Source organism: Bacteroides sp. 90-K9/2 (genome assembly GCF_047310725.1).
GTDB lineage: Bacteria > Bacteroidota > Bacteroidia > Bacteroidales > Bacteroidaceae > Bacteroides > Bacteroides vicugnae.
On record NZ_JBCGVL010000001.1, the window covers coordinates 459,891 to 475,911 of the forward strand.

Consider the following 16,021-nt stretch of genomic DNA (forward strand, 5'->3'; position numbering starts at 1 on the left):
GCAGACAAAATCTGTGACATCCGGTCAGTCCGGTATGTTTATAAGCGGTATCTTGCATAGATAACGTGTGTTTCTAAATAGTAAATAGTAAATAATAAAATAGTAAATACCAAGATGGATCCGAAAGAAAAAAAAGTGAAGGAAGAGGAACTGAATGTGGAGGAAACTCAAAATCCTGCGGAAGACCAACCGCAAAACGAACAAACGGAGGAGTCTGCTCCGCTGACTCATGAAGAGGAGTTGGAAAAGGAACTGGAAAAAGCTCAAGAAGAGATTGAAGAGCAAAAGGATAAATATCTGCGCCTGTCTGCCGAGTTCGACAATTATCGTAAACGCACTTTAAAGGAGAAGGCCGAACTGATCCTGAATGGTGGCGAGAAGAGCCTTGGCAGTATTCTTCCGGTAGTGGACGACTTTGAACGTGCCATCAAGACGATGGAAACGGCAACGGATGTCAATGCCGTAAAAGAAGGGGTGGAATTGATTTACAATAAATTTATAGCTGTCTTGGCTCAAAATGGCGTGAAAGTCATCGAGACGAAAGACCAACCGTTGGATACTGATTACCATGAAGCCATCGCGGTAATCCCCGCACCGTCGGAAGCACAGAAAGGTAAGATTCTGGATTGTGTGCAAACGGGATATACACTGAACGACAAAGTGCTCCGCCACGCCAAAGTGGTAGTAGGGGAATAAGGATTGATTACGGATTATGAATGATGAAAAACGAGGGACTTCCCGCAATAATTCATCATCCATAACCCGTAATTCGTAATTCATCATTCATAATTTTAAAAGAAGCATGGCAGAAAAAAGAGATTATTACGAAGTATTGGAGGTGACGAAGACAGCCACAGTAGAGGAAATTAAGAAAGCGTACCGTAAGAAAGCAATCCAGTATCACCCTGACAAGAATCCGGGGGATAAGGAGGCTGAAGAGAAATTTAAGGAGGCGGCCGAGGCTTACGATGTGTTGAGTAACCCGGAAAAGCGTTCGCGTTACGATCAGTTCGGTCATGCGGGAGTGAGCGGTGCGGCAGGTAATGGCGGTCCGTTCGGTGGTTTCGGTGGCGAGGGGATGTCGATGGATGACATTTTCTCTATGTTTGGCGACATCTTCGGTGGCCGCGGCGGCGGTTTCGGGGGAGGCTTCGGAGGTTTCAGCGGATTTGGTGGCGGTGGCGGTTCACAGCAACGCCGGTATCGCGGCAGTGACCTTCGTGTGAAAGTGAAGCTGACGTTGAAGGAAATCTCTACCGGAGTAGAAAAGAAGTTTAAACTCAAAAAATATGTGCCGTGTGACCAGTGTCATGGCACGGGTGCCGAAGGTGATGGCGGTTCGGAAACTTGTCCTACTTGTAAGGGTAGCGGCTCGGTGATCCGTAACCAGCAGACTATTCTGGGCACTATGCAGACTCGCGTCACTTGCTCCACTTGTGGCGGTGAGGGTAAGATTATCAAGAACAAATGTAAGAAGTGTGGTGGCGACGGAATCATTTACGGTGAAGAAGTGGTGTCAGTGAAAATCCCTGCCGGAGTGGCAGAGGGTATGCAGCTCTCTATGGGTGGCAAAGGAAATGCCGGCAAACACAACGGTGTGGCAGGCGACTTGCTGATTCTCGTAGAGGAAGAACCGCATCAGGACTTGATTCGCGACGAGAATGATTTGATTTATAATCTGTTGCTTAGTTTCCCGACTGCAGCTCTGGGTGGAGCCGTGGAAATTCCGACTATCGACGGCAAAGTGAAAGTGAAGATTGATTCGGGTACTCAACCGGGTAAAGTGCTTCGTTTGCGCGGCAAGGGATTGCCGAATGTGAACGGGTACGGAACGGGGGATTTGCTCGTCAATATCAGTATCTATGTGCCGGAAGCGCTCAATAAAGAGGAAAAGAGCACGCTCGAAAAGATGGAGGCTTCGGACAATTTCAAACCTAACACGTCGGTGAAGGAGAAGATTTTCAAGAAGTTCAAGAGTTTCTTCGACTAATTTTTTGCTATGAGTATGGGTACATAATTAGTTTATATAGTAATTTAGGCACGGATTACACGGATTTCACGGTTTTTAGTGTTGTCATTACTGAAAAACAACCGCGTTAATCCGTGAAATCCATGCCTAAAAAAGATAGAAATTTATTAGTGACAAGTACTTAACATATAAAAGTGAGCTGCAATCTTTATTTGTAGCTCACTTCTGTTTTTGGGCTTATCCTTCCTTTTTCACTCTGTTCGGTTAAATAAGTCGATAAAGAATTGTCTTTTTAAAAAAAGGGCATATATTTGTGTAGCAAATAAATAGATACTAAATATAGACTTCAAGTATGGCAGAACCTTTTAAGAATATGTATAACGAGCAATTTTTCGATCTATTTACGAAAGATTTGAAACTTGTTATCGATGATTTTGATGCTCACGGGTTTGTTTCTCAAGTTATGGATGATGAATGGGAAGGCAGGGAACTTAAACAGCGCTGCATACATATCACTACCATTCTGAAAAAGTTTTTGCCGGCAGACTACAAAGAGGCAATCGCTAAGATTCTTGAGTTGTTGGATCATGTAAAAAGTACGCGGCCTGATTTTTCGGTGATAGACGATACGAAGTTTGGATTGATGCTGGAGTATGGGGCGATTCTGGATAATTATGTCGAGCAATATGGGTTGGATGATTATGAAACGTCTGTCAAGGCGATAGAGAAAATCACGCAGTTCACAAGTTGCGAGTTTGTGACTCATCCTTTTATTATAAAATATCCGGATGAAATGATGAAGCAGATGTTGGTTTGGTCGAAACACGAGCATTGGGGAGTAAGGCGGCTTGCGTCAGAAGGTTGCCGTCCGCGTTTGCCTTGGGCGATGGCTTTGCCGAATCTGAAAAAAGATCCGACACCTATTATTCCTATTTTGGAGAATCTTAAAAATGATCCGGCAAGATTTGTACGGTTGAGTGTTGCCAATAATTTGAATGATATTGCGAAAGATAATCCGGAAATAGTCATTGATTTGGCAAAGAAATGGAAAGGTGAGTCGAAAGAGGTAGACTGGATTATAAAACACGGTTGCCGGACGCTCTTAAAGCAAGGGATTCCGGAGGTGATGGAGTTGTTTGGCTTTGATTCTATCAGAAATAATATTAGTGTGGAGGATTTTCAGATTTCAAGTCCTAAGGTTAAAGTCGGGGACTCGCTGGAGTTTGGTTTTAACTTGTTGAATCATAGCAATAAGACGATCAAAATACGGCTTGAATATGGTATTTATTACCAAAAAGCAAATGGAACGCTGACGAAGAAAGTTCATAAAATCAGTGAAAAAGAATATACCGGAAATTCTACCACACGAATAACGCGAAAGCACTCTTTCCGTGTGGTTACGACGAGAAAATTCCATCTCGGGCTTCATCAGATTGCTATAATAATCAATGGGAGTGAATTTGAAAAATATGATTTCGATTTGATTGAGTAATTCGATTGCTGCAACAAATAATATAAATCCTCGATTCTCCGGATGAAAATCGAGGATTTTTTATTTGGGTTCGTCTTTATCTCACACTGGCTGGAAGTTGAATATATAGCACTCTATATATTACAATAAATTGATTGCCGATAATTCCTTTGATAAAGCCTGAATACCTTTTTGTATTTTTTCAAGTTGTTGCCTGCGAGGCTTATGCACTCCAGCAGCATAATGCCATAATTGCCGTTCATTAATACCCGTAATCCGACTCAATGCAGCTTTAGTGAAGATGTTGCTATAATAGTTTATAAATGTAGCAGCATCAATCTTGAATTTTAATTCAAACTCTCCGGACAATACTTCACAGGGATTGGAATTATCTTCCAAATACAATTCAATCGCCTCTCGCATGTTGTCCTCAATCTCTCTCATGTCATTGCCAACAGTGATAACCGGAGCATCTTCAATATAAGCACTCAAGTTCTTTCCTGCGTGTTCCACAATTACTTCTACTGTTTTCATATCTCCTCCTATATTAAATTACAGAAAACAAGGGGGCTACTTTAGCCCCGCTTGTTTCAAAATGCTGTAATAAGTGCCTTTCTCAACGCCTTTGCTATTATGATTCGGTACAATAACTACCCTACCGTTCTTCTCAAACTTCATGTGGCTACCTTTCTGACCTTTTAGAACAAAACCGTTTTCCAGCAACATAGTTACAACGTCTTTAACTGATTTGTAACTCATAACGCTTTGGACTTAATTACTGCACAAATATAGTAATTATATGAACACTACCAAAAGAAGTATTCATATTTTCACTATGATTTCTTCCTAATACCCCGGATTCTGTTTCAACCTCTCATTCATCACCCGTATTTTCTCCGGTATAGGAAATACAGTTGTATATCCACTTGCTTCATCCGGCAGTTGCGGACGGCTGCTGTAAGCTCTTGTAAACTTCCCGAAGCGGACTAAGTCCTGTCGTCTCCATCCTTCCCAAGCCAGTTCCAGCTGACGTTCGGCAAGGATATTCTCTAAAGTGGCAGTGCGGGGAGAAGCGTTGACACGGCTACGAATTTCATTGAGTTCTTCATCTCCGTTTGCTCCGTTCCGGACTTTCGCTTCACTTTTCATCAATAAAGCGTCTGCATAGCGGAACAATACAATGTCATTCTCCATCAACTTACCGTCTTTTGTGGCAGTCGGGTCGACTTCATACTTTTTCATGCGGGCTCCTGCGGTTTGTTCGTATGGGGTATCTGTTATATCCAGAGATACTTTCCAGGGCAGATATTCCAGTACCGTTCCATTATCCAGTTTGATTATGTTTCCTTTCAGGTCGTGGACAATTCCTGCAAAATAGCAAATATCAAAACGGGGATCTTGTTCCGCGGTTTCATAACCGAAAGTTTCGAGGGCTTCAATGGTGGCGCTGGGACCGTTCTCACCGCTTAGTCCGTAAGCCTTGGCATGATTATAGTGGCGGGAACGGAAGAGATATTGCATCTGGTTGGTATACAGAGTTTTGTTCATCGGGATAGTGAAGACATTCTCTACAGACGGTTCGTTGAATATGGAGAAATTCGTTTCGTATTCCGGTTCCAGTTTGTAGCCCATAGTCTTGAGTTGGTCACAGTAGTAGATGACTGTTTCCCAAGCATTGAGTTCGCTGCCGTTCACAATGAACTTTATATTTTTTCCATCCGGACGTTGTCCGTCCGTCCAATCATTGTCTGTATAAACTTCGGAGTTCAAAGCCAGTTTGGCCAGTAAGAAACTTACCACGGGGCGAGTGATACGACCATAGTAAGGGCCGGACTGGTTGCTATGTGCATCGCTCAACAAAGGAGCCGCCTCTTGCAATTCCTTGACAACAAAGTCAAAGACCGTTTTCCGTTCACTTTGCACTACATCTTTCATGGCTACGGAAGAGGATTGAACTAGCGGGATGCGTCCGAACAAATCCATCAGGTAATAATAATACATAGCCCGCATGGCACGTACTTCAGCGCGGTATGCCGGTAGTTCCGTAGCGGAATGAGTTTCGGCGAATTTGTCTATCCGTTCCAGTGATTTGTTACTTAACATGACGACTTTATAGAGATATTCCCATGTAGCCTGAATGGCATCATTCTCTATTCCCCAATCGTGCAGGTAAAGTCCTTGCCAAAAACCACCGTCATACCAGTCACCTCCACGGGTGGGGATAATGGCTTCGTCGGAAGTAAAGGTGTTCAGGTCGTAGACTCCCCTACCCGTTCCCTGCAATCCCTGACTATCACTATAACCGCCTACGTATGTATAAAGCGAAGCTACTGCATTGAGATATACTTCCGAGATCGTATTGTAAACGTCATCTTCGGGTAACTTATCTTTCGGATTTTCCTCCAAGAACTTATCACATGAGAATAAGCCCAGACACGCTATAAGAAGGAATACCAACACTTCCGAAGGACGTAAGTTCTTCTTTGAAAACAGTTCCGCTATCCTTGAAAGCTGTTCTTCTTTCTGCAAAAACCGACTTTTATTTTTCATATATTGTTTCATCATCTCCTCCTCCATTAAAAGTTAATACTCAATCCCAGTGTGTACGTCCGCGCCAACGGATATCCCCGTTTATCATCCACGCCTAAAGTGGAGTTCACCGTGGAACTGTTAATCATGGGTGAAAGTCCCGAATAACCGGAAATGGTTGCCAGGTTGTTGACTGTAAATGCCAGACGCAGGGAACGGACATATTTCTTCAGTTTCTGCACTTTCTCAATCGGCACGTTCCAACCCAGCGTCACATAGTCGAAGTTGACATAATCTCCTTTTTCCAACCAATAGTCGGTGGCGGTTTGATCCTTGATGTTCTGTTTCGGGGCTTTCTTCATTACGTTATAGTCGGGAAATATATTCATGTTCATATAGGTCAGGGAAGTTCCGTTGTAGATTTTATGTCCGAAAGCTCCGTTAATCTGCAAAGACAGGTCGAAACGCTTGTAGCGGAAACTGATGTTGGAGCCAAGAATCGTTTTAGGTACGGCTTGTCCTGCCACGTAGCGGTCTTCACCATCTTCAAGGCTGACACCTCCGCCATTCAGGTCGGCGATGCCATAGGTGTATCCACCGTTTCCGTCGGATTCGAGTCCTGTACTGTGGGGAAGATAGAACACGCCCAACGGTTGACCCACCATCTGATATACGATGTGGTTGTATCCTCCGTGAAAGCCGGCTCCGTCGAGGCCGGCAAGACTTTTATATTCGGGGGCAGAAAGCATTTCACCATTGTGCATACCGCTTAAAGAGAGCAGTTTGTTGCGCTGGAAAGTGATATTGGCATTGATATTCAGTTCCATATCCTTCGTCTTCAAAGGGGTGATGCCGATGGCGATTTCCGTACCCCAGTTGCGCATGGAACCGATGTTGGCAAGCAAGGTGTTATAGGTGAAAGGCGGTACGCTTACGTTGTAAAGGTAAAGCATGTCTGTGGTTCGAGAGTTGTAATAGTTGGCGGAAAGCAGCAGGCGGTTGCCGAAAAGAGCTACGTCGATACCGGTATTAAAGGTATGTTTCACTTCCCATTTCAGGTCGGGATTCGTGTTCCGCAAGTCTCCTAAAGATACGACGGCGGAGTTTCCGACGGGGACTACACCGTTCGGCTTTACAAGGTTCAATGTAGTGTATGAGTCAATCCCGCTCTGATTACCTGCCAGACCATAGCCGATACGGAATTTCAGATTGTCTACCATCGGCAAGTGCTTCATAAATTCTTCCTCACTAATCACCCATGCGGCAGATGCGGAGGGGAAAAATCCCCATTTATGGTTCGCTCCGAATTTGGAGGAAGCATCTGTACGGGCATTCAGCGTCAGCACGTAGCGGTCGGCGTATGTATAGTTGAAACGTCCCATGAAGGATGCCAGACGGGGTTGGTCGTAGTATGAATTAGTGCCTTCCCACAAGCGGAGTGCGCCTGCCTGAAGATTATTATACCCGAATTTGTCGGTGCTGAAATTGCTTACTGTCGTATAATATCCCGTGTAGGTTTCTTTTTGAAGTTCGGCAAGTGCCAGCACGTCAAAGAAATGTTTTTTCCAGTTTTTCTTATAGGTCAGCATCATGTTGCCCAACAAGGATTCTCGCTTTTTGGTTCCTTTGTAAGCCTGACCGTTCGCCCAGACGGAGGTGGGGAGGTATTGCGAATTTTCCACAATATTATAGGTATAGGCGCCGAAGAGGTTTAGTTTCAGTCCTTCCAGCAGATTGAAAGTCAGACGGGCGTGCGTGCTGATGTGCGAAGTGGCATCATCGTCCTGCACTTCCATCCATGCCAATGGATTGGTGATTTGGCTGGCGGTCGTTATTCCGTCCCAGGAATTGGTGACGGGGTCTTTATGGTTGGGATAGGTGGGGTTGAATGTGGCTGCCGAATAGAACGTTTTCTGATAATCCACCAGATTATGATTCTTCTGAATGGAACCGAACATTCCCAGCTCGCAGTTCAGGAAGCCGTCGAACATCTGCTGATTCATGTTCATATTCGAAGTGAAGTTTTTCATGTCTTCATTCAGAATCACTCCCTGACGGTCCATGAAACCGAGGGAAACACGATAGCTGGATTCACTGGAACCGCCATAAAAGGCGACGTGATGGTTTTGTTGTAGTCCTGTCTGTTCAATCTCTTTCTGAAAATCGGTGTTGTTTCCTTTATCCAGAATGGAAATGCCACGCTCCGAGGCCACACGACGGAATTCATCGCCGGACAGCATTTTCAGATTCTTGTAGACGGTGGAAACTCCGAAGCTACCGTTGTAGGCTACCTGTGTCCTGCCGCTCATTCCTTTTTTGGTGGTGACCTCAATCACACCGGAAGCTCCTCGTGAACCGTATTGTGCGGTTTCGGAAGCGTCTTTCAGAATGGTGAAGCTCTCAATATCCGTAGGGTAAATGGAGGTGAGCATACTCAAGTCGCCAAATACTCCGTCAACAATTATCAAAGGGTCGTTGCCACTGGTCAGTGAGGTGGTTCCCCGCAGGCGTACCGCATCCAAGGCTGCCGGACCGTTTGATCCGCGTTGGATGGTCAAACCCGGCACACGTCCGCGGATTGCTTCCAAAGGGTTCGTTATCTGGTCTTTATTCATCTGTGTCTCCGTAATCTTCTCTACGGAACCGGAGAGGTTTTTCAAACTTCCGGTGGCATATCCAACAGTTATCAATGAGTCTATGGGCGTGACGGGAATCTTCTGCGCCAAGGTGCTCTCGCACGGGATTACCAGAAGAAGAAGGCTGTAGAAAATGAGTCTAGCGTGTTGTACCATATTCTTAGTTTTTAAGGTAATAATACAAATATAACAATAAAAGAGGGAATCTGGTTGAGTAGATTCCCTCTTTTATTCATAAATGATATTGACAATGTCTATTTCACGATTATCTCATCCGTAAATATCCAGCCTCCGAATTCGCTTCCGGCCTGTGCCTGGTAACGTACGTATCTTCCTTTGGCTTCTCCCTGCCATGAAATATCCGTAAACCGGATGGGTGTTTCTTTGCTCACTTCAAAGTGTTGTTTTTGCAGCTCCGTGAAGTTTATTCCATCATCGGAAATGGAAATAATCACTGTCTCCGGCAGGAATACTTCCGCGCCGACCACTTGCATAAAAGCGGCGGTGACGGAATGGATAGGGGTTTCTTTTTCCATATCAATCGTCACATCGAGACGGTTGTCCGAGATAAATCCTTGCCATGAACCATCACCATAAGTCCAGTCACCACGTATGCCGTCTGTCAGGGCTGTGTTGCCTTGTGCGGGATAATGGGAGCTGTAGGGGGAGTTATAGATCACTTTTTTACCGAGTGCCAAATGGCTGACTGGTTGAAGAGATTCGGGACGGCTGCCGATTTCTTTGCTCAAATCGAAAGGATGGTATCCTTTTTTCTGTAAATCGGCCACTGCTGACAGTGCACGGGTATGGAAATCGGACCATGACTTACGTTCCGGAGCCGACCAGGCTACTTCCGCCAATGCCAGTATACGAGGGTAAATCATATATTCCACGTGTTCGGGAGTGGGGATATATTCCACCCATAGGTTGCCCTGCACACCGTAGACTAACTTTGCCTGCTCCGCAGTTAAGGAAGCGGGAACAGGATCGTAGGCATATACTTTCTTCAATGACAGGTAGCCGCCGATAGCTTCCGGCTGGGAGTATGGGGCGTCCTGATAGCTGTCCAGATAACAGTATGCACCCGGCGTCATGATGGCATGATGGCCGGAGGTGACGGCAGCGATACCACCCTCTTCTCCACGCCATGACATGACGGTTGCATTGGGCGCAATGCCTCCTTGCAAAATCTCGTCCCATCCCAAGAGACGGCGTCCGTGATTGTTGAGGAATTTTTCGATGCGGTGTATCAGATAGCTTTGCAGCTCGTCTACATTGGCCAGATGCTCGTCTTTCATTCTCTTCTGACATTTCGGACAGGTCTTCCAAGCCGATTTGCCGGCCTCATCACCTCCTACATGAATGTATTCGGAAGGGAAAAGTTCCATAACTTCCGTCAGTACATTCTCCAGAAAGGTGAAAGTTTCTTCATTGCCGACACAGAAATCGGAGTTCTTGTAAGGTTCTCCCGAACAGGATAGCTGCGGGTAGGCAGCCAGCACCTCTTCCGAATGGGAAGGCATTTCAATCTCCGGAATCACGGTGATGTAGTGCTGACGGGCGTATGCCAGTATTTCACGAATATCGTCCTGGGTGTAATAGCCTCCGGAAGCTCCGGGTTCATCGTAACGGAGGTATTTACGTCCGCCGTTCCACCATTTCTTCCAGGTGGGGTCTGTACGCCAAGCTGCAAAATCGGTCAGTAAAGGATATTTCTTAATTTCAAGCCGCCAGCCTGCCGCATCGGTCAGGTGCAGGTGCAAACGGTTGATTTTGTAATATGCCAATGCGTCTATCTGCTTCTTTATAAACTCTTTGGTAGAGAAATGGCGGGATACGTCCAGCATCAGTCCGCGGTAAGCAAAACGCGGGGTGTCTTCTATCTTGACAGAGGCTACGGAATAGCTGCCTGTGCCCGCCGGTTGCATCAGCTGTAACAGGGTTTGCATTCCATAGAATAATCCGGCTCCCGAAGTTGCCCGGATCTCAATTCGTTGAGGGGTGACGGAGAGTGTGTAGCTTTCCGGTGATGGCAATTGGGGGGTCTTGGGGGTTATCAATAAGAAAAGCATCTGCTTCCTGTCTTTCATTCTCGCTTCTTTCAATTGAACAGGCAATGCTTTCAGGTAATTCTCCCAAAGTTCCGCTTCTCCACCTTGCAGGTTTGTATAAAGTTTAGTCTTTTCTGACAGTAAAAAAGAGCCCGTCCCCTGCTCCATTTTTAATGGGACAGGTATGACGGACTGTGCCAGAATGGGATGTGCATGGAAGCACATCCCCAATATCCATAAGAAAAGACAAACTTTAGGGTATTCTTTTCTTATATTCATTAATCAATTTTGATTTCGTCTACAAATAAAAATGCGTTTTTACCTTTTCCTCCATGCCATGCCGGAAGTGATTTCTCCGGTGAAGCAATGACTCTCACGTATTGGGTGGTCACAGGATCAAAGGTTAGTTTATGCTCAACGATTCCGTCTTTGTCTGTCTCTTTCATCTCCGGGTATTCTTCGGAAGCAATCTTTTTGAAGTTCTTGCCATCATCTGAAGTTTCTACGGACAGGTTTCTGGCATCAAATACCCAGTCTCCTTTTGCTACATTGGTAGAGATTGCCACGCTTGAGATTTCAGTAGGTTGCTGGAGGTCGATAGTCATATCCATGTCATTTCCGTTGAAAGCGATCCAACGGCCTGACCTGTAGCTGCTATTTCCTTTCAGACCGTCTACCAAAGTGGAAGCTCCTTTGAACAGGTATTGTTCATTGATAGGCTGATTGGCTACAATCGGCTTCATGCTGGATTTGCTGAAATCAATCTTCTCCGTCACAGTCTTGCTTTCGCCGTTGGGACGGATGGCTTTAGCGGACAGGGTGACATTTTCCTTAATTTTCAATACTCCTTCGTAAACGGGGGAAGTGGCAGTAGGTTCTGTGCCGTCTAACGTATAGTAAATAGGAGCACCGTCGATGGTAGACAGGGTAACGTCCATTGTTCCTTCTGCCGGATTCGGGTCAAACTCGGCTTGTACGTCAAATACGTGTTTAGCGTAATTGTATCCTTCTGCATCGTACCACTTAATCAGTTGTGGAAGACGGGACAGGAAGTCGGCATAGTTTTTCTTTTCGGGGCTGGACCACTGAATTTCACACAAAGCAGCCCAACGAGGCAATACCATGTATTGTGCATGTGGGAAAGTAGCGATGTATTCTGTCCAGAGGTTGGCTTGCACTCCCTTGATGTATTTCTGTTCTTCGGGAGTAAGAGAAGCCGGCATCGGCTCGTAGCTATACACTCTTTCCATGGGCAGATAACCACCGATACCGAACGGTTCGTTTTCTACGTCTTTAGCTTGGTAGTAGTCGAAATACAGGTAGGTGTTCGGTGTCATGATGACATCATGTTGCTGCTTCGCAGCTTCGATACCACCTTTCTCACCACGCCATGACATCACGGTAGCATTCGGAGCAAGTCCGCCTTCGAGGATTTCATCCCAACCGATGATTTGACGTCCATGGTCGTTCAGGAATTTCTCAATATGGTTGATGACAAAGCTCTGCAAACGTTCTTCTTTGCTGTGGTTCTGATCTGACTTCAGTCCCAATGCTTTGATACGTGCCTGGCATTTCGGACATTTTTCCCATCTTACTTTCGGGCATTCGTCGCCACCTACATGAATATATGGTGACGGGAAGATTTCAATCAATTCACCATAGACATCTTCCAGGAATTTCAAGACCTGGTCGTTTCCGGCGCAAAGCACATCTTCGGATACGCCCCATTGTCTCCATACTTCGTACGGACCACCGGTACAACCCAATTCAGGGTAAGCGGCAAGGGCAGCTTGCATGTGTCCCGGAAGGTCGATTTCGGGAACAACGGTGATGTAGCGTTCGGCTGCATAATCTACGATTTCTTTGGCTTGTTCCTGGGTGTAGAATCCACCGTAAGGTTTGCCGTCGTATTCGCCGGAGTTACGTCCGATGACTGTTTCTGTTCTGTTAGCACCGATTTCAGTCAGTTTCGGGTATTTTTTGATTTCCAGACGCCAGCCTTGATCGTCGGTGATATGCCAGTGGAGGCGGTTCATGTTATGCAAAGCCTGCATGTCGATGTAGGTCTTTATTTCGTCCACAGTAAAGAAATGACGGCTGGTATCGAAATGCGCGCCACGATAGCCAAAGCGGGGAGCGTCATTGATTTCTACGGCTGGCATGGCAATATCCGCACCGACAGCCACAGGCAATGATTTGCGCAGGGACTGGATGCCATAGAATACACCGGCTTCCGTAGGACCGGTAATCGTGATTCCGTCACCGGTAACTTTCATCTGGTAGGATTCCGGATTTTCGTTCTCCGTACCTAATGCCAGTATGATTGCGTTTTTACCTTCTGTTCCGGCTTCAATGGCGAAATCTTTTCCGGTAGCCGTTTTCAGGTAGTCTGCCAGAAATTGTGCGTTGCGTTGCATCTTCTCGTTTCCTTCCGGATAGAGAATCTTCACACTGCTCTTCAGGATGAAGGGACTTCCTTGAGCGGTTACAATCTCTTGTGGCATGGGGATGATCTGGTAGTTGGCTTCCTGTTGCGCCGATTGGCAAGAGGCAAAAAGTCCTGCTAGTGCCAGACATCCGGTTAATTTAAAGAGTTGTTTCATAAACTAAAAAATTAGGTGTTAAGTTATTAATAGATTAATTATAAGTTTCACGAATATGTTTGATTGTCAAAGGCAGCTCCTCTCCTTTCTTTATTTGGGGAGAAGTGATGACGACCGTTTTACGTTCTCCGGGAAGAAGGTCGAAAAAGTTGTCGCTGAAACGGGCTCCCTGCAAAGGAATTTCAATAAAGACATCTTTTGCAAGAGTGGGAGAAAACAATGTCAGTTCACACATGCCGTCTTTCTGTTTCATCTTGCAGGAAACGGTTGTTTCAGGCAGAAGCAGGTCTTTTGTTTTTCTAAAGAAGTATACGGTTTCGGCAAGAGTATTTCCTGCCTTGTCTTTCAGGGTCAGTTGCATGAAACAGCGTTGCTGTTCTTCCGGTGATAGCCAGATATCGGGTTTTATACGGTACACACATTGGGAAGTGTTAGCCGGAACTGACAATGTGTTGAGTCGTATCGGCTTGCCTTGTTTCTTTCCGTCAAAATCTGTTACTTTCATTTCCAACGTCAGGTGGTCTTTGGTGTCCGGACAGTCGGAAATCAGGTAGATATTGAGGCTGTCGTTCTGCCGGATAGGATTGATGAAAATTGGAGCAAAGGCTCGTTTGGCTTGGTAATGCAGGGCTTTCCAGTTACCATAATAGTCGATACTCGACCAAGATACTACCGGCCAGCTGTCATTCAGTTGCCAATACAGGGTGCCCATACAGTAAGGACGGTTCCGGCGGTGCGCTTCCAGTCCGTGACGCATTCCTTGTCCTTGCAGCACTAGTCCGACATAGACAAAGTCTTCAAATTTTTCGGGGATGATATAGTCGCGCTCCATGTAGGTACGAATCAGGGCGTTGCCGATGCTGCTTTTCTGATGAGCATTCATCACTTCCGATTCTATCTGATAATCTTCCGGAGCGGCGAAAGTGGAGATGGTCTTCATTTCCGGGAAGGACTGGAAACCGAATTCGCTCATGAAACGGGGCAGGTCTGTATCGAGTGACTCGAATGTTTTTTGACCATACCAGACTCCCCAGTTATGGCTGTCTCCTATCCCCCAGGATTCGGGACGTCCCCAGTTGGCAAAATATGGGGAGCTGTGTATGTAGAAACGGGCGGCATCCAGTTCCTTCACCTTGGCAGGAAGGAGCTGATGGAACAGTTTGTCGTAGCCTCGAAACATTTCCTGATAGATTTCGGGCGGGAAGTTCTTGTCGAATCCCCAATATTTTAAGGCTTCCAGTATTTCGTTATTGCCGCACCACATCGCCAGGGAAGCATGATTGCGAAGGCGGCGGATGTTGTAGCAGGCTTCCGCCTCTACCCTTTTCAGGAAGGTGGGGTCGGACGGATAGGGAGTGCAGGCAAACATGAAGTCTTGCCACACCAGTATTCCGTTTTCATCTGCCAGGTCATAGAAGCGGTCATCTTCGTACGTCCCACCTCCCCATACACGAATGACATTCATGTTCGCTTCGCGGATGTCGCGGAATAAGGTTTGGTAGCGTTCGGTAGTGACGTTAGTCAAGAGTGCATCCTGGGGGATGTAATTGGCTCCTTTGGCAAACATCGGTACACCGTTTACTTCAAAATAGAAGGATTCTCCGTCTTTATCTTTTTCATTAACGAGGCGAACGGTACGCAGTCCTATCCGGTGCGATTGCTCGGCTACGACTTTATCTTCTACTATGATTTGAGCGGAGAAATCATACAGGGCGGGCTTTCCCCATCCATTCGGCATCCAACGTACGGGGAATGCCACTTCGGAAGGTATGGAAACATGATTGATTCCGGGCTGTAAAGTGATTGCCTGGTTGATGCTTTTTTCTGCACTTCCTTCGAATGAGGTATTGATTCTCACCTCTGCCTGAAGTGGGCGGGAGAGTATGTTGTTTATTTCTAACTCATTAGACAGGTTTGCGAGCTGGTCGGTCAGTGCGAGTTGCTTTACGTGGTAGTCACTGATAAAAGCTGCGTCATAAAAACGGATGGTCACCGGACGCCAGATGCCGCTGGTCACCATGCGGATTCCCCAATCCCAGCCATAGCTGTAAGGGGCTTTACGGGAGAATACGCTTAAATGTTTGTCGTGATGGTCGTTGTCTGCCGGATAGTTGAATCCATTCGAGTTATATTGAGGCAGTGTCTGCCGGATGGGGGAATGAAAATAGATGTGAAGAAGGTTTTCTCCGATACGGAGTTGGGACTTGACGGGTATGGTATAACCGACAAACATGTTATCGGCTTTCAGCAACAGTGCTCCATTGAGGTATACATCGGCGTATGTGTCAAGGCCTTCAAAAACCAATTGGGCGTCATCCCGTTTCAGTTGTTCGGGGGTAACTGTAAAAGCAGTCCGGTATTCCCAGTCTTCATTTTCCACCCACTGAATCTTTTGTTCATTGATGCCATAAAAAGGATCGGGTATTTGTTTATGGTTGATAAGGTCCTGATGAACGGTGCCCGGAACCTGTGCCGATTGCCACAGCTCTGTTCCTGCCTGGGAAAATTCCCAACCTGTATTTAGAACGACAACTTCGGAATTGTCATTGCTCTGTGCATATACCATACTGCAACAGCATAGTAATCCACATGCTATTTGAGCCTTTTTTCCGATCAAATTAATCATCATAGTGGGGGCATTAGATATTAACGGATTCAAAGATATTGTTTTTTCAGCAAATTTCACTGATAATTTAACAAAATATGTTGTTTTTGCATGCTACGATAAATATACGGCTTTATTCTTTTATCATATCAGATAG

Annotated in this window: 10 protein-coding genes; 3 read left to right on the forward strand and 7 right to left on the reverse strand. The window is 45.9% G+C overall.

Annotation, left to right across the window (positions count from 1 at the left end; all coding sequences use genetic code 11):
* The first annotated feature begins 114 nt into the window (after window positions 1-114).
* The 3 genes from AAHJ11_RS01835 (at window position 115) to AAHJ11_RS01845 (ending at window position 3,461) form a co-directional block, all read left to right on the forward strand.
* On the forward strand, window positions 115-696 hold the full coding sequence (locus AAHJ11_RS01835) for a nucleotide exchange factor GrpE (RefSeq protein WP_148367944.1): 582 nt from the start codon (window positions 115-117) through the stop codon (window positions 694-696).
* Between the two features lie 106 nt (window positions 697-802).
* Complete coding sequence (dnaJ, locus tag AAHJ11_RS01840) at window positions 803-1,990, forward strand: molecular chaperone DnaJ (RefSeq protein ID WP_195650546.1); 1,188 nt, start codon at window positions 803-805, stop codon at window positions 1,988-1,990.
* 331 nt (window positions 1,991-2,321) lie between these two features.
* Window positions 2,322-3,461 carry a DNA alkylation repair protein gene (locus tag AAHJ11_RS01845; protein WP_008999257.1) on the forward strand — a complete coding sequence of 380 codons (1,140 nt, stop codon included), beginning with the start codon at window positions 2,322-2,324 and terminating at the stop codon, window positions 3,459-3,461.
* 120 nt (window positions 3,462-3,581) lie between these two features.
* On the opposite strand, the gene AAHJ11_RS01850 is transcribed toward AAHJ11_RS01845, so the two are convergent.
* The 7 genes from AAHJ11_RS01850 to AAHJ11_RS01880 all read right to left on the reverse strand — a co-directional run bounded on the left by AAHJ11_RS01850 (window position 3,582) and on the right by AAHJ11_RS01880 (window position 15,888).
* Window positions 3,582-3,974 carry a type II toxin-antitoxin system HicB family antitoxin gene (locus AAHJ11_RS01850; protein WP_004297896.1) on the reverse strand — a complete coding sequence of 131 codons (393 nt, stop codon included), beginning with the start codon at window positions 3,972-3,974 and terminating at the stop codon, window positions 3,582-3,584.
* Between the two features lie 36 nt (window positions 3,975-4,010).
* Window positions 4,011-4,199: a type II toxin-antitoxin system HicA family toxin gene (locus AAHJ11_RS01855; protein ID WP_007753884.1), complete on the reverse strand. Its 189-nt coding sequence runs from the start codon at window positions 4,197-4,199 to the stop codon at window positions 4,011-4,013.
* 87 nt (window positions 4,200-4,286) lie between these two features.
* Entirely contained in the window at window positions 4,287-6,005 is a 1,719-nt protein-coding gene (locus tag AAHJ11_RS01860; RefSeq protein WP_413578995.1) for a RagB/SusD family nutrient uptake outer membrane protein, read from the reverse strand.
* Window positions 6,006-6,016: 11 nt separating this feature from the next.
* Window positions 6,017-8,761, reverse strand: coding sequence for a SusC/RagA family TonB-linked outer membrane protein (locus AAHJ11_RS01865; RefSeq protein ID WP_320974651.1), 2,745 nt, complete (start codon window positions 8,759-8,761; stop codon window positions 6,017-6,019).
* A 98-nt stretch (window positions 8,762-8,859) separates the two neighbouring features.
* On the reverse strand, window positions 8,860-10,935 hold the full coding sequence (locus AAHJ11_RS01870) for a family 20 glycosylhydrolase (RefSeq protein WP_320974650.1): 2,076 nt from the start codon (window positions 10,933-10,935) through the stop codon (window positions 8,860-8,862).
* Window positions 10,935-13,259, reverse strand: a complete 2,325-nt coding sequence (locus tag AAHJ11_RS01875; RefSeq protein ID WP_298045328.1) for a family 20 glycosylhydrolase — start codon at window positions 13,257-13,259, stop codon at window positions 10,935-10,937. Before AAHJ11_RS01875 ends, AAHJ11_RS01870 begins: the two co-directional genes overlap by 1 nt.
* Before the next feature lie 34 nt (window positions 13,260-13,293).
* Window positions 13,294-15,888, reverse strand: coding sequence for a beta-mannosidase (locus AAHJ11_RS01880; RefSeq protein WP_320974649.1), 2,595 nt, complete (start codon window positions 15,886-15,888; stop codon window positions 13,294-13,296).
* Window positions 15,889-16,021: the final 133 nt, after the last annotated feature.